The sequence below is a fragment of the Pseudoflavonifractor capillosus genome (genome assembly GCF_016899775.1).
GTDB lineage: Bacteria > Bacillota > Clostridia > Oscillospirales > Oscillospiraceae > Lawsonibacter.
Genome location: NZ_JACJJE010000006.1, coordinates 35,889 through 51,545, shown reverse-complemented (window position 1 = coordinate 51,545; position 15,657 = coordinate 35,889). Strand labels below are relative to the sequence as shown.

15 protein-coding genes are annotated in these 15,657 nt (G+C 62.0%); 3 read left to right on the top strand and 12 right to left on the bottom strand.

Annotated elements, in window-relative coordinates:
* Positions 1-40: 40 nt before the first annotated feature.
* Together H6B31_RS03290 and H6B31_RS03285 are read right to left on the bottom strand one after the other, a co-directional pair.
* Entirely contained in the window at positions 41-1,090 is a 1,050-nt protein-coding gene (locus H6B31_RS03290; RefSeq protein ID WP_204897193.1) for an acyltransferase, read from the bottom strand.
* Entirely contained in the window at positions 1,090-1,458 is a 369-nt protein-coding gene (locus H6B31_RS03285; RefSeq protein ID WP_204897192.1) for a VOC family protein, read from the bottom strand. The genes H6B31_RS03290 and H6B31_RS03285 overlap by 1 nt, the downstream gene beginning before the upstream one ends.
* 192 nt (positions 1,459-1,650) lie before the next feature.
* On the opposite strand from H6B31_RS03285, the gene H6B31_RS03280 reads away from it, so the two are divergent.
* On the top strand, positions 1,651-2,643 hold the full coding sequence (locus H6B31_RS03280; RefSeq protein WP_204897191.1) for a biotin--[acetyl-CoA-carboxylase] ligase: 993 nt from the start codon (positions 1,651-1,653) through the stop codon (positions 2,641-2,643).
* 96 nt (positions 2,644-2,739) lie between these two features.
* Here H6B31_RS03280 and H6B31_RS03275 read toward each other — a convergent pair whose 3' ends face one another.
* The 4 genes from H6B31_RS03275 to H6B31_RS03260 all read right to left on the bottom strand — a co-directional run bounded on the left by H6B31_RS03275 (position 2,740) and on the right by H6B31_RS03260 (position 7,034).
* Complete coding sequence (locus tag H6B31_RS03275; protein WP_430691865.1) at positions 2,740-3,321, bottom strand: dipicolinate synthase subunit B; 582 nt, start codon at positions 3,319-3,321, stop codon at positions 2,740-2,742.
* Between the two features lie 23 nt (positions 3,322-3,344).
* Positions 3,345-4,220 (bottom strand): dipicolinate synthase subunit DpsA, encoded by an 876-nt coding sequence (dpsA, locus tag H6B31_RS03270; protein ID WP_204897190.1) that lies wholly within the window; start codon positions 4,218-4,220, stop codon positions 3,345-3,347.
* Between the two features lie 377 nt (positions 4,221-4,597).
* Positions 4,598-5,614 (bottom strand): cytidylate kinase-like family protein, encoded by a 1,017-nt coding sequence (locus H6B31_RS03265; protein ID WP_204897189.1) that lies wholly within the window; start codon positions 5,612-5,614, stop codon positions 4,598-4,600.
* 16 nt (positions 5,615-5,630) lie between these two features.
* The gene (locus H6B31_RS03260) at positions 5,631-7,034 is read right to left on the bottom strand and encodes a sodium:proton antiporter (protein WP_204897188.1); all 1,404 of its coding nucleotides are present in this window, start codon (positions 7,032-7,034) and stop codon (positions 5,631-5,633) included.
* A gap of 437 nt (positions 7,035-7,471) precedes the next feature.
* On the opposite strand from H6B31_RS03260, the gene H6B31_RS03255 reads away from it, so the two are divergent.
* Positions 7,472-8,311 (top strand): aldo/keto reductase, encoded by an 840-nt coding sequence (locus H6B31_RS03255; protein ID WP_204897187.1) that lies wholly within the window; start codon positions 7,472-7,474, stop codon positions 8,309-8,311.
* Positions 8,312-8,604: 293 nt separating this feature from the next.
* Positions 8,605-9,975: a gamma-glutamyl-gamma-aminobutyrate hydrolase family protein gene (locus H6B31_RS03250; protein ID WP_204897186.1), complete on the top strand. Its 1,371-nt coding sequence runs from the start codon at positions 8,605-8,607 to the stop codon at positions 9,973-9,975.
* Between the two features lie 316 nt (positions 9,976-10,291).
* On the opposite strand, the gene rplT is transcribed toward H6B31_RS03250, so the two are convergent.
* The 6 genes from rplT to H6B31_RS03220 all read right to left on the bottom strand — a co-directional run bounded on the left by rplT (position 10,292) and on the right by H6B31_RS03220 (position 15,592).
* A complete protein-coding gene (gene rplT / locus H6B31_RS03245; RefSeq protein WP_087289009.1) occupies positions 10,292-10,648 on the bottom strand; it encodes a 50S ribosomal protein L20 in 357 nt (118 codons plus the stop codon).
* A 20-nt stretch (positions 10,649-10,668) separates the two neighbouring features.
* Positions 10,669-10,872, bottom strand: coding sequence for a 50S ribosomal protein L35 (rpmI, locus tag H6B31_RS03240; RefSeq protein WP_087289011.1), 204 nt, complete (start codon positions 10,870-10,872; stop codon positions 10,669-10,671).
* A 21-nt stretch (positions 10,873-10,893) separates the two neighbouring features.
* On the bottom strand, positions 10,894-11,469 hold the full coding sequence (infC, locus tag H6B31_RS03235; protein WP_087289063.1) for a translation initiation factor IF-3: 576 nt from the start codon (positions 11,467-11,469) through the stop codon (positions 10,894-10,896).
* A gap of 189 nt (positions 11,470-11,658) precedes the next feature.
* Complete coding sequence (locus H6B31_RS03230) at positions 11,659-12,504, bottom strand: two-component system regulatory protein YycI (protein ID WP_204897185.1); 846 nt, start codon at positions 12,502-12,504, stop codon at positions 11,659-11,661.
* A 6-nt stretch (positions 12,505-12,510) separates the two neighbouring features.
* Positions 12,511-13,827, bottom strand: coding sequence for a hypothetical protein (locus H6B31_RS03225; protein WP_204897184.1), 1,317 nt, complete (start codon positions 13,825-13,827; stop codon positions 12,511-12,513).
* Complete coding sequence (locus H6B31_RS03220) at positions 13,811-15,592, bottom strand: ATP-binding protein (protein WP_346014028.1); 1,782 nt, start codon at positions 15,590-15,592, stop codon at positions 13,811-13,813. The genes H6B31_RS03225 and H6B31_RS03220 overlap by 17 nt, the downstream gene beginning before the upstream one ends.
* Positions 15,593-15,657: the final 65 nt, after the last annotated feature.

The window sequence follows — 15,657 nt, the reverse complement described above, 5'->3', positions numbered from 1 at the left end:
TCCCGCAATTACAGATTGCGGCGGCCCCATTCCAGCATTTTTAATCCGCCAGCCAGCGTCCAACCCCCGGAATATGGGAGAACAGCCAGGCGAAGGGGAGGGAGAGCAGGAAGTAGACCAGGGCGAACACCGGCACTGAGGCCACCGCCCCCAGGGCCAGAGGGGACACCCCGAACCACCGGAACACCAGGACCCAGATCTGGTGGAACAGGTACACCCCAAAGACGCACTCCCCCAGAGCGTACACCGCCCGGCGGCGGGAGCGCTCCTCGCTCACCCCCAGCACATAGCGGAACAGGGTGCACAGGGCGGCCGCCGTCAGGGCCACCCCCGGGGCGGTGTAGCTGTACCACAGCTCCCGGCCTCCGCCGATGTGGCTGGGCCCCGCCAGGGTGAGGACCATCCCCAGGATGCCCAGAATGTAAATGAGAAACTCCGGAATGCGGCCGATGGTGAAGTGCCTCAAATACCACCCGGCCAGGTAGTAGCCCATATAGCCCAGCACCATGTGGACCTGGAACCGCTCCAGCAGGACGGTGAGCACCTGATTGGGGTGGAAGGCGGCCCACAGGGGCAGCACGCCGGCAAAGAGGAAGGCCAGGCCCAGGATGTACAAAATCTCCCCCCGGCTGGCCGACGAGGCGAACCGCTGGAGCAGGGGGTGGACCAGGTACAGGCCGATGAGGGGATATAGAATCCACAGGTGGAAATAGGTGTTCCCCTGGGCCGCTGACACCAGGGCAGACCAGACGCCCCCCAAGGTGAGGGCCCCGCCCCCCAGCAGATGGGACACCACAGCGTACAGAGCCCCCCAGAACACCAGCATGCAGAAGGCGGGGAGGGCCAGGGTCAGCAGAGTTCCGCCCAGGGCGGATTTATTTCCCCCCTCCAGGGCGTACATCCCCCACACCATGAACAGGGCGGGGACCGACCAGCGGGTGAGCCCCTCATAGATGGACAGCACCTGCCAATCTCCGCTGGAGATGGGCACCAGCTCCTGGCCGCTCTGGGCCAGCAGGAGCATCAGGGCCGCAAATACGGCAAAGACCCGGAAAAATCCGGGCCAGCCGCTGTTTCGTTCCCCCGCCATCAGTCCTTCTCCGGGACGATCTCGATCCAGTAGCCGTCGGGGTCGCTGATGAAGTAGATACCCATGGCCGGATTCTCGAAGCAGATGCAGCCCATGGCCTTGTGCTTCTCATAGAATTCCTGGTACTGATCCGTCACGAAGGCCAGATGGAATTCACACTCCCCCAGGTTATAGGGCTCGGTGCGGTCCCGCAGCCAGGTGAGCTCCAGCTGGAAGCCGGTGCGGCCGTCCCCCAGGTAGACCAGTTGGAAGGAGCCGTCGGCGGCGTCCTTCACCCGCACCGGCTCCAGGCCCAGGGCCTCCTTGTAGAAGGCCAGGCTCTTGTCCAGGTCCAGGACATTAAAATTAAAATGGTTGAATTGAATCATGGTTCCGTTCTCCTTTTGATGGGGTGGAGGCGTATTTTCCGCCCCCGGGCCCGAAATCCGGGCCGCTTTTATTATACCGTACCCCTCCGGCGGATTGCAACCGAAAGTTCCCAGCCCTCCTCCGGTTGACGGGGTTCCCCTTTTTCTTTTATAATATCCAAAAGAGACTTACCAAACCAGGAGGACAACACCATGAGCCGGGAGAAGGTACTGTCCCTGCTGCTGGAGCAGGGGGACCGCTATGTGTCGGGGGAGGCCATGAGCCGCGCCCTGGGGATCAGCCGGGCCGCCGTGTGGAAGGCCATTGAGGCCCTGCGCCAGGAGGGCTATGTGATCCAATCCGCCCCCAACCGGGGCTACCGCCTGGAGAACGCCCCGGACCGGGTGCGGGAAGGGGAGCTCTCCGGCCCGCTGGCCGGCTGCCGGGTGGGTGGGAGCCTCCTGTGCCTGGAGACCATCGACTCCACCAACACCGAGGCCAAGCGCCAGGCCATGGCCGGGGCCCCCGACGGCCTGGTCATCGTCAGCGAGGAGCAGACCGGAGGCCGGGGCCGCCGGGGCCGCTCCTTCCAGTCCCCCAAGGGGAAGGGGCTCTACCTCACCGCCCTGCTCCGCCCCAGGCTGGACCCCAGCCAGGTGGCCGACATCACCGCCTGGGTGGCGGTGGCGGTGTGCGACGGCATTGAGGCCGCCTGCGGCGTCCGCCCTCAGATCAAGTGGACCAACGACCTGGTGCTGAACGGCAAAAAACTGTGCGGCATCCTCACCGAGCTGGGCCTGGAGAGCGAGAGCAACAACCTGGACTACTTAATCACCGGCATTGGGATCAACGTAAACCACACCCCCGAGGACTTTGACAGCGAGGTGCGGCCCATCGCCACCTCCCTGGCCCAGGAGCTGGGCCGTCCCGTCCGCCGGGCCCAGCTGGCGGTGGAGATCATCCGGGCCCTGGACCGGATGTACGCCCAGTTCCCCCAGAACAAGCAGGACTACCTGGAGCGGTACCGTGCCGACTGCCTCACGGTGGGAAAGCAGGTTCAGCTCATCACCCCCGCCTCCCGGGAGGAGGCCTTCGCCGTGGCCATCGACGACGACTTCCGCCTGGTGGTGGAGTACCCCGACGGCCGCCGGGCCGCCCTGTCCGCCGGAGAGGTATCCGTGCGGGGCATGTACGGCTATGTATAGCAAGAACCAAACAGGCAGGCCCGGAGGCGGAAGAAAACCGCCTCCGGGCCATTGCCTGATCCGGCCGGGAGGAAATCGGCCGGACGGGAGAAAAGCTCACGGAGTGACCAGCATGGGCTGGAGCTGCCGCCCCTCCAAGGCGGCCAGGGCCGCGTCGGCCACCAGGGAGAAGTCGGCCACCAGAGAGGTGGGCTTATGCACAGGGTCGTCCTGGCCGAAGGGGACGAAGTAGATGTACTTGCGGCCCAGCAGGCTCCCCAGGTTGGCGGCCGAGGCGGAGAGCCCGTCGTTGGTGGAGGGAGCGATGAGCACCGGCCGCCCGTTGCGCAGATGGGCCTTGGCCGCCATGGTGACGCTGGTGTCGGTGATCCCGTTGGCCAGCTTTCCCAGTGTGTTTCCCGTGCAGGGGGCGATGATCAACAGGTCCAGCAGCTTCTGGGGTCCGATGGGCTCCGCCTCCTTGATGGTGGAGATGACCCGGTGGTCGCAGATGCGCATCATCTCCCGCATCAGGTCGTGGGCGTCCCCGAACCGGGTGTCCGCCGCCGCCGTATACTCGGACACAATGGGGACCACATGGGCAAAGCGGGCCTTCACCTGTTCCAGGGCCTCCATGGCCCGGCTGTGGGTGCAGAAGGAGCCGCACATGGCAAATCCTACGGTTTTCTCTTCCAACATTTTATCCGCTTCCTTTCCTATTCCTATGCGCCAAGCTCGTGGAGCATGTTATAGATCGTGTTTTTGATGGCCGCGCCGGCGGTGACCGGGGCCACCTTTCCCGGCAGGGACAGGGCCCAGATCACATTTCGCCCCAGGCGGGCGGCGGCCTCCAGGTCCACGCCCCCAGGCTTGCTGGCCAGGTCCAGCACCAGGCAGTCGGGCTTCAGGTCGGCCAGCTCCGCCTCCCCCAGCATCAGTGCTGGGACCGTGTTCACCACCAGGTCGTACCCGCACAGCCAGCCCGCCAGCTGCCCGGTCTTTTCCGCCCCATAGCCGGTGGCCTGAGCCCAGGCCAGGGACTCATACCGCCGGGCGGCCACGGTGACTCTGGCCCCCAGGGCCGCCATCCGCTGGGCCGCCGCCCGGCCCACCCGGCCGAAGCCGATCACCAGCACCCGGGAGCCGTGGAGGGTAATGGGCATCTGCTCCAGGGCGATCTGCACCGCCCCCTCGGCGGTGGGCACCGCATTGGCCACCGCCAACTCCTCCCGGGCGAAGTAATCCAGCACCGCGATCCCCCGCTGTCCGGCCAGGGCCGCCGTCACCGGGTCCACCCGGCCTCCGCACACCATTTGCCCCGGGCGGAGGGCGTCCATCACCTGGGCCAGCGTGGGCTCCAGCCGGGACAGGGGACAGTTCAGCTTCCCCTCCCCCTGGGACACCGGCAGGGGCAGGACGACACAGTCCGCCTCCCCCGCCCCCTGCAGCGTGCCCTCCACTGTCAGTCCCCCGGCCGGGACCACCCCCTCCTCCAGAGCGTAGGCGTGAACCCGGTGGCCGTCCTCGGAGAGCAGCTGGGCCAGCTTTCCCTGGCGCATGTCGCCCCCCAGAACCCAGAAATTCAGTTCCTGTCTCATAACCCATCCTCCCGTCACGTTCTGCTTCAAGCTATGAGGAGGGGTTCCTTTTGGTGACAGACAGCCGGAAAAGACAGCAAAAGACCGCCGTACGAAACGTACGGCGGTCTCAGCGTGTCAAAAAAGCCCTCCTGCAAGGAGTTCCGCCGTCCGCAGACGGCGGAATAAAATTAAATCCCGTCATTTTCGAGGACATGTGCCTCGGAAATGACACCTCTCACGAAATTTTGGCTGACAATTTCGCCAGAAATCGAGGCCAAAATTCCGTGCAGCCTTTCTCGAGAAAGTGGCGCAGCCACTTTTTCGAGAGTCTAAGACCGCCGTACGAAACGTACGGCGGTCTTTGCTCCCCCTGCCCTGCGGAGGGCGGGCGTCTATTATTTTTGCAGAAGCAGCCGCTCGATCAGCTGCACGGACCCTTCGATGCCATAGCTGGCCGAGTTGATGCACAGGTCATAGTTGACCACATCTCCCCACTTCCGGCTGGTAAAAAACTCATAGTAGGCGCGGTGGCGGTGGTCCACCTTCTTGAGAAACTTCCGGGCGCTCTTATAGTCCAGGTTGTCCTGCTTCATCACCCGGCGAACCCGCACCTCAAAGGGGGCGTTGACAAAAATGCTCACATGGGGGATCTGGTGGTTGGTGAGGATCACGTCGGCACAGCGGCCCATGATGACAAAGTCCTCCCGCCGGGCCATGTCGCAGATCAATTCGCTCTGGTTGAAAAAGACCGCCTCCGCCTTGGGCAGGCCGTGGTAGCGGCTGAACTCCCGGATGCGGGCCTTGAGCCCCTTGGGTCTCTCCACCGCCATGGGGTCTTGATTCAGATCCTGGGGGTTGGTGAAGCTGGCCCGGTCGCGGATGTGGTCCTGCTGGGCCTCCAGCCGCTTCAGAACCTCGGCAAAGATCTCCGTGTCATAGTAGTTGATCTTCAGGGTGTCCGCCAGATTGAAACCCACGTCGGTCCCGGCGCTGCCATAGGTGCGGCCGATGCAGATCACCAGATGGTTTCCCGCGTTGAACCGGCCCTTCCAGCTGTTCTGGGAGAAGGACTGGTTGAGCCCAGCCAGGGTTTCGTCCAAAATATCCACCGCGCCAAAGCGGTCGGGCAGCTTCTGGATCAGCTTCCAGATCTCGTTGTACTCGGTCATCACCCGGGAGCGCTCCTGCCGCTCCGGGATGGTGCGGGCCATGTTGCCGATCAGGGCCAGGGAGCTGCGCAGGTAGTGGCTGGTGCGGTGCTCCTTCATGATCTGGGTCAGCTCTCGGATGGACTCCTCCCGGCTGGCGTTGAACACCCGGCCCAGGCCGGACCCCAGCACCCGGTAGACCTCAGCGTCCAGATCATACAGGCGGTTTGCAATCTCAAGCACTAAATTTCTCGTCTCTTCCATGACAACTCAGCCCTCCTCACAAGAAAAAGATCAGCGTATCCAGGATAAAGACGGGGATCAGGAAGCGCACCGACCAGAACATATACCCGAAGAAGGACGGCATGCGGATACCATTTTCATCCGAGATGGACTTGACCATAAAGTTGGGCGCGTTGCCGATATAGGTGTTGGCCCCCATGAATACCGCGCCGCAGGAGATGGCCGCCAGCATCTTGGTGGGCACGACCCCCAGGGTAGTAGCCAGCCCGGTCTGGGCCCCCTGGGCACAGGCCGCCGTCAGGAAGACCAGGTAGGTGGGGGTGTTGTCCAGGAAGCTGGACAGGGCGCCGGTGGCCCAGAACATCTCCGCCGGGTGAGTGAGCCCCAGCTCGCCGCCCTTGGCGGTGAGGAGCATCAGGGCGGGCTGCATGGTGATGAAGATGCCCACAAAGAGCACCGCCACCTCCTGGATGGCCCCCCAGGTGAAGTGGTTGGATTTGCGCACCGACACATCGGTGGTCTTGAAGGAGAGGAACGCCGCCAGAAGGATAATAATGATCTCCAGCAGCGCGGGGATGGTGAGGGTGACCTCGCCGAAGATGGGGATGCCGATCACCTCGCCCGCCTCATTCTGGAACATGGGGAGGGTGGGGAGCACCCCGCTGATGACCACGGCGGCCACGATCATCACCAGGAAAATCAGATTGTGGAGGCCCCGGATGTGGATCTCCGTGCCCGGCTTCCGGATGTCGGGCATGTTGCCGGCGGCAATGTCCTTACGGTAGGCCCGCATGTCGATCCAATAAAAGACTGCCAGCAGGATCACCGCGTTGAACAGCAGCACCGGAGCCAGCTGAAGGCTCCAGAAGAAGGGCACGCCCCGGGAGAAGCCCATGAGCAGAGGCGGGTCTCCGATGGGGGTCAGGCAACCGCCCATGTTGGAGATCAGGAAGATGAAAAACACCATGATGTGGCTGCGGTGCCGCCGCCAGGCGTTCATTTTGATCACCGGACGGACCATGAGCATGCTGGCCCCGGTGGTGCCGATCCAGCTGGACAGCACCGTACCCAGGAGCAGGAGAAACACATTGATTCGGGGAGAACCGGCCAGGTCGCCCTCCAGAGAGATATTGCCGGCCACACAGAACAGGCCGAACAACAGCACAATAAAGGTGAGGTAGTCGCCGATCAGGCACTCCAGCGCCGTCTCCACCGCCGTACCCAGTCCCCCCATCAGAGCATAGGGGATGAGAAAGGCCAGCGACCAGAACGCCACCGCCAAGGGCTGATGGCTCTCCCACCACGAGGAGCACAGCAGCGGACACAGGGCGATGCACAGCAGCAGCCCCGCAAAGGGGATGCTCAGCCAAAGCGGGACCTCTCCCCCCGCTCCGGACAGGGAGGCCCGATTCCAAATTCCCATCAGGAGCATCCCCAGCATCAGGAGCGCTCCTAAGCCAAATGAAACTTTCTTCGCCAACATGATCCTCTCCAAACTTTTCCTCAGTCTCCAGGATCTCCTCAAGGACGGTACAGACGGCTGATTTTTTCCACACACTGAAACGTTTTTTCTCCACCGGCAGGGCGGCGGCCGAACCGATTCCAAGTCCCTGCTCCGGGATGCGGCCCTTCCGCCGCTCCCGACACACAGCCCTTGTTTTACCGGTTCTGCCCCGGCCAGATGCTATTTTAGCACAAAAAAGCACTCCCAGCAACGCGCCATTTTGTATTTATAATATTTTAACTATACCTCATATAGTATTTCAGTAAATAATAGTTCCCGTTTTATCGTGTAAATTTCACAAAATTCTTTCTTGCGCCTCTGTGCCCGCCGCGATAAAATGATAAGGTATTTTCCATGACAAGGAGGTCTTTGAAATGGAATCTTTTGTTCTATCTAACGGCATGAATATCCCCGCCATCGGCTTTGGGTGCTATGCCCTGACGCCGCCGGAGCAGAAGCGGATTCTTCTGGACGCAATCGAGGCGGGCTACCGCCACTTTGACACCGCCTCTTTCTACCAGACGGAGGAGGCGCTGGGCCATGCTGTCCGGGAGAGCGGGCTTCCCCGGGAGGCGTTTTTCCTCACCACAAAACTCTGGCGCACCCAGATGGACGACCCACGGGCGGCCTTTGAGGCCTCCCTCCGGGCTCTGGGGACCGACTACCTGGATCTCTACCTGATCCACTGGCCCCGCCCCGACCTGGAGCGGGCCGATTGGAAGGAGCTGGACGCCCGGGTCTGGGACTGCCTGCAGGAGCTGTACCAGCAGGGGAAGGTGCGTGCCATCGGCACCAGTAACTTCCTGCCTCACCACCTGATGAATCTCGCCGCCCGCGGCGGACTTCTTCCCATGGTCAACCAGCTGGAGTACCACCCGGGGTATCTTCAGAGCGCCGCGGTTCAGTACTGCCGGGAGAACCACATCCAGGTGTCCGCCTGGTCTCCCCTGGGTCGGCGGAGGCTGATGGACGACCCCCTGCTCAGCGAGATCGCCGCCGCCCACCAGGTCACCGTGCCCCAGGTCTGCCTGCGCTTCGCCCTGCAAAACGGTGTGCTCCCTCTCCCAAAGTCCTCCAGCCCAAAGCGGATGCGGGAAAACCTGGACCTGTTCCGGTTCTCCCTGTCCCAGGAGGAGATGTCCTGGATCGCCACCATGCCTCAGACCGCCTGGTCCGGGGAGCATCCGGACCGGGAGCGGGCTCTGCTCTCCTGATCCGCTCCGGCAGTACAGAAGCAAATCTAGCCATTTTTTTGCAGTTTTCTTGTCTTTTCAGTCTGTTTTAAGAGTAAAACACAACTTTTCCCTGATACAGAAAACTTTTCTTCAAAAAGGCTTTTCCCACTTGACAGAAAATTTATGCCTGCGCTATACTAAATTTAATCAAAATGGCCCATTGGATTTTACAAATGATGTGTCATTTTGACTAGCCGCGACAGACAGGAATCCTCTCCGTGGCATCCCCTTCCTCTCTGCCCGGCTGGGAGAAATTGAAGGAGGTCCAGCTTATGAAAAAGACATTCCGCAGAGCCCTGTCCCTGACCATCGCCTCTGGTCTCACCCTGGCGATGGCCGTCACCGCCGGCGCCGCTGAGGGCGACACCCTGACCCGCGGCGAGATGGCCAAGCTTCTGGTGGAGGGAGCCGGTCTGACCGACCAGGTCGCCCAGTATCAGAGCCAGGCCAGCGTGTTCTCCGACGTAGCGGAGGACAGCGAGTACAAGGGCTACATCAACCTGGCCTACGCCCAGGGCCTGATCAGCGGCACCGGCGCAGACACCTTCAGCCCGGACGCCCAGACCACTCAGGTGGAGGCTGCTGCCGCCATCATGCAGTATGCCGGCGTCCCTGAGGAAATGCTTACCTCCTGGCCCGCTGATTACAGCACCACCGCGGCGCGGGTCGGACTGACGGATGGAATTACTTACAGTGCCGACGCGGCAGTAACCGAGGGTCAGTTCCAGGCTATGCTGGAGAACGGCTCCTCCCTCGTGGGCAAGCCCTACATCGGCATCACCTGGAAGGCCAACGACCAGGATTATGCCGGCTTCAAAGCTGTCATCGAAGCCGCCGGCGGCAACCCGGTGGAGCTCTATCAGGTCACCAGCACCGCCGTGGGCTACAATGAGGACGGCATGATCCGCACCGGCTATCTGGAGGATACCGGCAACCTGATCCAGCAGTACGCCGACCAGATCAAGGCCCGCAACTACGCCACCACCAACGTGGCCGACGTGATGGCCGGCATCGACGGCGTGTTCTTCACCGGCGGCGAGGACATCAGCCCCTCCCTGTTCAAGGTTCCCCAGGAGGAGGCCAACGGCGGTGAGGAGATCAACGCCACCCGCGACATCTCCGACTACACTCTGATGGCCTACTGCATCGACAACGACGTGCCCACCTTCGCCGCCTGCCGCGGCATGCAGATGATGAGTATCGTCTCCGGCGCCGATTTCATCCAGGAGATCCCCGACTATTACGCTGAACAGGGCGCGGAGTACAACGACCTGCACCGGATGCCCGCCGACGCTGAGAACCGGGACTATGCCCGCCATGATGTGGAGCTCATCGGTACCGATTCCCTGCTGTACAGCATCGTGGGCTCCAGCACGCTGGCTAACGTCTCCTCCTGGCATCATCAGGCCGTCCGCAGCGTGGAGGGCACCGACCTGACCGTGGTGGCTCAGACCGTGGACAATGGCGTGACCATCATTGAGGGCGTGGAGAATCAGAACAACACCTTCTGCCTGGGCGTGCAGTTCCATCCCGAGAATGACTGCAAGCTGGCCATCTACGACAACAATCCCGAGGCCGCCCTGTGCGATGTGGATATCTGTCTGAACTTCTTCGAGTCCCTGGTCGCGGCCGCCGCGGCCTAATAGAAAAGACAGGCTTCTAACTCCATATAGATCTCTGCTCCGCAGGCCCTGTGCCTGCGGAGCAGTTTTCTGCGCAAAAATGCCGTTACTGCTGTGCTGCACAGCGGTGCATCAGTCCTCGCTTCACTTGCCGGAATTCTTGCACAGCAAGGCTTCCGGGGCATTTAATTCCATTCGAGGCGGGCGGCTGCCCCCTCGATCTCCCCCGCCCTGACTCAGCCGAATTTGATTCTGCGCAGGTTTTTCGACAAATTAAAAGCGCCTGGACACTGGTCCAGGCGCTTTTACTATATCACTTGATTTTTAGAAGCCGCGCTCAGGCCAGGGCCTTCTTAGCGGTCTCGGTGAGCTGGGTGAAAGCGGCCTTGTCGTTGACAGCCAGCTCGGCCAGCATCTTCCGGTTCATCTCAATCCCGGCCTTCTTCAGCCCGTTCATGAAGGTGGAATAGTTCATGCCGTTGAGCTTGCAGGCGGCACTGATTCTGGTGATCCACAGGCGGCGGAAATCGCGCTTCTTGCGCTTGCGGCCCACATAGGCGTACACGCCGGACTTCATCACGGCCTGGTTGGCCATCTTGAAGTGCTTGGACTTGGCGCCCCAGTAGCCCTTGGCCATCTTCAGGATCTTATTTCTTCTCTTGCGCGTCATCATCGCGCCCTTCACTCTTGCCATTGTTCTTCAGCCTCCTTCTCTTACTTATACAGGATCATGCGCTTGATGGCGGCCTCGTTGGTCTTATCCGCATAGCCGCCCTTCCGGAGGCCTCTCTTCAGCTTGGTGGTCTTGCCGTGGCCGTTGAGCAGATGCCGCTTGCCGGCGTGGGCACGCTTGACCTTGCCGTTCTTGGTGAGAGCGAAACGCTTCTTGGCGCCGCTGTGGGTCTTGATCTTCGGCATAACAGAAAACTCCTTTTCGACTTACTTTTTCGCGTCCTTGACCGGCTTGGGGGACAGGAAGATGGACATATGCCGTCCCTCCAGCTTCGGACTTTTATCCATCACGGCGACCTCGCCGCAGGATTCGGCAAACTTCAGCAGCAGCTCCTGACCGATGTTGGTGTGCGCCATCTCACGGCCCCGGAACCGGACGGTGACCTTGCACCGGTTGCCCTCGGCCAGAAACTTCTGGGCGTTGCGCAGCTTGACGTTGAAATCGTTCACGTCAATGCTGGGGGACATCCGGATCTCCTTGATCTCCACCACGCGCTGGTTCTTCCGGGCTTCCTTTTCACGCTTGGTCTGCTCGAACCGGTACTTGCCGTAGTCCATCAGCTTGCACACCGGGGGCACGGCATTGGGCGAAATTTTGACCAGATCCAGCTCACGCTCCTCGGCCAGACGCAGCGCCTCCTGAGAGGACATGATGCCCAGCTGTTCGCCGCTCTCCGAGATCAGGCGGACCTCCTTATCCCGGATCTCTTCGTTGGTTTGATGACCTGTGTTAGCGATGGGAAAGCACCTCCAAACAAAAAAATAAAACGCGTCTGCCTGAATGGCACCCGCGTCACAGCAAAACCACGCCGAATATAGATGTTCCGGCGAGGATTCTCCATGTTGACCCTTTGGCTCTGGCCTGGGGTGAGGACGGGGCACCGTTCCTGCTTTGTTGTACCCTAGCAGTATAGCAGTGTCCCGTCCTCTTGTCAAGCACTTTTTTCTTGTTTTTCAGAGAGACGACCATGCTCAGGCGCCGCTCTCCTCCGCCCGGCTCAGCTCCCCGGTCAGGGTGTTCAGCCGGTAGTTCCGGGTATCCGTGGCAATATACCACACCGGAGTCAGCGCCGAGGGCCCTGTCCCCGCACTGGTCACATAGCCCGGGGTAATGCTTTCGATCCGGCTGCACACGTCGCCCAAGGCCACCATTCCGTGGTAAAACTGAAATAGGGCGGTGGGAATGGAGATGGGCTTCTGCCCTGTGTCCAGAACCGGTTCTCCTGTCAGCCGCCGGCCCTCGACCGCCGACAAACTGTCCTCCCGAAACGTCAGCGTGATCAGGTGGTTGAACACCGGCACCTGATTCCAAAGCTGCCGGCAGACTACGGTCACAGCGTCCTCCTCCCCGCTGTCAGCCTGAACGGAGAGGCTCTCCCCCTGGATGCCCAGGATCTCCAGAACCTGAAGGCTGTATGCGGCGGCGTCCTGCCCCTCCAGCTGGAAGGCCCCCTCCACAAACTCCCCCTGGAAGGTGCCGTCCCGGTGGAACTGGATGCTCCCCGTCTCGTTGTAATAGCGGTAGATCTCATCGCTCCAGGCCTGCTCCTGCACCTCGCCCCCCAGAAGGACCGCGGCGGCCTCCCGCTCCTGCTCCCGGTCCCACTCCACCGTCTGGGGCAGCAGGGTCATCTCCTCGGGGACGGTCTCATCCTCCACCGTCACGCCGTTGTTCTCCAAAAATTGGATGGAGTTCTGTCTGGCCTCCTGCCGGGCATTCTGGACCTGCACTTCCCGCTGAACCAGGAATCCCAGCAGGCTCACGTTGGTGACCGCCAGAATTATGAGTATGATCGTCTTGATCCGGGACCACTCCATCTGCCGTCACCTCCCTGTGTCAAGGGCCCGGGCGGCCGCCCAAGAGGCGGAGACCAGTTCCTCGCCTCCGCCGTCCAGATAGACCAGAAGCAGTTCCTCGCCCGTGTGGCCCTTGGCCTCCATGGCGGCCACCGCCTGCCGCACCGGAAGGACCACCGAGGTGGTCCCGCTGTCCGTATAGCTGCGGAACCACAGCTGAAACTCCGTGATCTGTCCCTGTTCCACCACAAAGCGGGCGGCCCAGCCCTCCTCTCCGATGCGGACCTGGGCCCCATTGAGGCTGTAACCAAACTCCACCAGCCAATTTCCCTCCCCGTTCTCCTCCGCGGAGATCAGGTAGAGGGTGGCCTCTCCGCTGTTCTGGCCCAGAGTCTGCTGGGCCAGGCGGCGGCACCCTTCCACCGCCTCATAGACACCGGCTCCGGACAGGCGGTAGCGTTCGCTCCCCTCCGCCGCGGCCTCATAGGTCACATGCCCGTCCTCCGCGATGTGGAGGGTATCGTTGCGGCTGCGAATCACATACTCTCCCGCCGCAGGGTAGGAGATGGAGTTCTCTGGGAAGCCCAGCTGCTCCTGGAGGGCCTGGCGGCGATCCTCACCTGCGATGGGGTTGGTGGCACTGTAAACCACAGGGACCGGAGTCTGGGGCTGTACCATGGTATATGGAGCCAGCGCGTCCAGCTCTTCAGCTTCAAAGGCAAACACAGTTCCGTTCTCCTGCAGCGCCCCCACCGCCTCGTTCAGGCGGCTGGAGCTGATCACGTCCGAGGTGCAGACCCAGCCCTGGTCCGCCGACTCATCCCAATAGTACAGGAGCACCTGGCCCTCCACCGCCGTAAGCACCATCCGCCGCACCGTCCCGGTAAGGGTCTGGTTATCCACGGACAGCCATCCGTTCAAAACCGCCACCGGAATTTCTCCCTGCCAGTCAAAGTAGAGGCCCGGCGCGGTAGACAGGGCCTGCTGAAATTCCGTCTCGCCCACGGCGCGGGGCTGGCTGGCGCTGCTCAGGGCCTCCACCAGAAGGCTGTACGACTGCTGGTAAAGGCTGTCCGTGCCCTCCTGGTCATACTGCACTCCATAGCGCACCACCTCGCTCCCCCGCTGAATGGCCGCCGCCATGCGCAGAGGACGCGCGGTAGCCCCGGGGCTCTCCGTGGAGGAGGAGCCCTCTGCCTCCGCCTGGTAAGCGGTCCCGGAATCTTCCGAGCTTACAATAGCCGCCTGGGTGCGCACCAGCAGAAAGACAGCCGAGCAGCTCAGCAGGACGATCAGAGCGCTTTTAAGGCGCTCAATGCGCCGTTTTTTACTTCCTCTCGTCATGGCTGGGTCCCTCAATGTTCAGCTCCATGCGCACCGACAGGCCGGGACCATTCCGGTCCACCAGCTCCAGCGCGCCCTCGTGCCGGTCTACGATCTCTTTGGCGATGGACAGTCCCAGGCCGGTGCCGCCGGACTGGCGGGAGCGGGCCTTGTCCACCCGGTAAAAGCGCTCAAAAATCCGGGGACGGTCCGCGGCCGGAATGCCGATGCCGTTGTCGTCCACCTGCATCCACACCCGGCTGCCGTTCTGCCCCGCAGAAATCTGGATCTGCCCGCCGTCCGGGGTGTACTTGATGGAATTGGAGACAATATTCATCATCACCTGCATGATCCGCTCCCGGTCGGCCCGCACCTGAGGCAGGCCGGGCTCCACGCACAGCTTCATGGTGTGGCTGTGGCGCTGGGCCTCCATATAGACGGCGTTGTACAGGTCCTGCACCGCCCCCTCAAAGGAGAACCAGCTCAGCTTCAGCTCGTCCCGCCCCGAGTCGAACCGGGACAGGGTGAGCAGGTCCTGAACAATGTGGGTCATGCGGTCGCTCTCGTTCAAAATGACCCCCAGGAACTTCTTCTCCATGGCGGGGGGGATGTCCCCGGCGCTGTCGGAGAGGGTCTCCGCATAGCTGCGGATGTTGGTCAGGGGGGTGCGCAGCTCGTGGGAGACGTTGGCCACGAACTCCCGCTGCATCTCCTGATTCTTCCGCTCCTCGGTGACGTCGTGGAGGACCACCAGCACCCCCCCCTGCCGCTCCCGGTCGAAGGGGGCCAGTAGCAGGTCCAGCACCTGGTCCCCCACCCGGACCTCCCCCTCCAGATGGTCGGGGGCGGCCATGGCCTCCTCCAGGGAATACTGGTCCCCAAAGAGCTCCTTATAGGTGGTGTCCGGACCGATGGGACGGCCCAGCATGCCCTCCGCCGCCGGATTGGAGTGGATCACCTGGCCGTCCCGGTCAAAGGCCACCACGCCGTCGGTCATGTGGAGGAACAGGGTGTCCAGCTTGTTGCGCTCGTTCTCCACCTGGCGCAGGGTGTCCCGCAGCTGCCGGGCCATGTCATTGAAGGTGTCGGTGAGCACGCCGATCTCGTCCCTTGAGGTGACCTCGATGCGCCGGGAGAAGTCCCCCTCCGCCACCCGCATGGCCCCCTCGGTGAGGCGCTGGATGGGAATGATCATGGTCTTGGACAGCAGGAAAGAGAGCAGGATGGAGATGACCAGCCCGAAGACCAGGGATTCCAGAATCAGACCGAAAATCTGGCTGATCAGGCTGTTCACCGTGGCCTTGTTGTCCAGAATATAGATGACGTACTGGTTGTCCCCCCGGGTGATGGGCAGGGCCACGTCCATATAGTCGGCGGCGATGTTGGCCTCGGTCCCCTCCTCCCGCTCCACCAGGGCCCGAGTCAGGTTGGGGGAGTCGTACTCCAGTCCGCGCCCCTCCTCCTCGTCGGTGCCGGTCAGATAGTCGCCGGTCTCCCCGTCCAGGATATATAGAGTGCGGCTGCGGCTGTCCAGCCCCAAATCGCCGTAGTAGGCCTCCATGATGCTCAAAATGGCCTGGGCCCCGTCCTCATCCGACGTGACCTCAGTCTCCAGATTGCGGCTCAGGGCTTGATTCTGATCAAAGACCCGGCTCATCTGGGTATAGAACTCCTCCAGATAGAAGGCCATAACGGAGTTGATCAGGAAGGTGCCCACCACCGTCATCAGAGACAGGATGAGCAGCACCATGATCATCACCAGCTTCATATGCACGCTGCGCAGCACCGGAGGCACCCCCTTTCATTCAGAGCGGAAAGTGGAGAGTGGAGATATGGGTCCGGCTGCGCCGG

What these genes read in the sequence shown, in the direction of transcription:
- H6B31_RS03260 (WP_204897188.1), bottom strand. Translation starts at nt 7,034, where the DNA reads ATGCTGGGGATGCTCCTGATGGGAATTTGGAATCGGGCCTCCCTGTCC.
- H6B31_RS03225 (WP_204897184.1), bottom strand. Translation starts at nt 13,827, where the DNA reads ATGACGAGAGGAAGTAAAAAACGGCGCATTGAGCGCCTTAAAAGCGCT.
- H6B31_RS03290 (WP_204897193.1), bottom strand. Translation starts at nt 1,090, where the DNA reads ATGGCGGGGGAACGAAACAGCGGCTGGCCCGGATTTTTCCGGGTCTTT.
- H6B31_RS03250 (WP_204897186.1), top strand. Translation starts at nt 8,605, where the DNA reads ATGAAAAAGACATTCCGCAGAGCCCTGTCCCTGACCATCGCCTCTGGT.
- H6B31_RS03265 (WP_204897189.1), bottom strand. Translation starts at nt 5,614, where the DNA reads ATGGAAGAGACGAGAAATTTAGTGCTTGAGATTGCAAACCGCCTGTAT.
- H6B31_RS03280 (WP_204897191.1), top strand. Translation starts at nt 1,651, where the DNA reads ATGAGCCGGGAGAAGGTACTGTCCCTGCTGCTGGAGCAGGGGGACCGC.
- H6B31_RS03255 (WP_204897187.1), top strand. Translation starts at nt 7,472, where the DNA reads ATGGAATCTTTTGTTCTATCTAACGGCATGAATATCCCCGCCATCGGC.
- H6B31_RS03275 (WP_430691865.1), bottom strand. Translation starts at nt 3,321, where the DNA reads ATGTTGGAAGAGAAAACCGTAGGATTTGCCATGTGCGGCTCCTTCTGC.
- rpmI (WP_087289011.1), bottom strand. Translation starts at nt 10,872, where the DNA reads ATGCCGAAGATCAAGACCCACAGCGGCGCCAAGAAGCGTTTCGCTCTC.
- H6B31_RS03230 (WP_204897185.1), bottom strand. Translation starts at nt 12,504, where the DNA reads ATGGAGTGGTCCCGGATCAAGACGATCATACTCATAATTCTGGCGGTC.
- rplT (WP_087289009.1), bottom strand. Translation starts at nt 10,648, where the DNA reads ATGGCAAGAGTGAAGGGCGCGATGATGACGCGCAAGAGAAGAAATAAG.
- H6B31_RS03285 (WP_204897192.1), bottom strand. Translation starts at nt 1,458, where the DNA reads ATGATTCAATTCAACCATTTTAATTTTAATGTCCTGGACCTGGACAAG.
- dpsA (WP_204897190.1), bottom strand. Translation starts at nt 4,220, where the DNA reads ATGAGACAGGAACTGAATTTCTGGGTTCTGGGGGGCGACATGCGCCAG.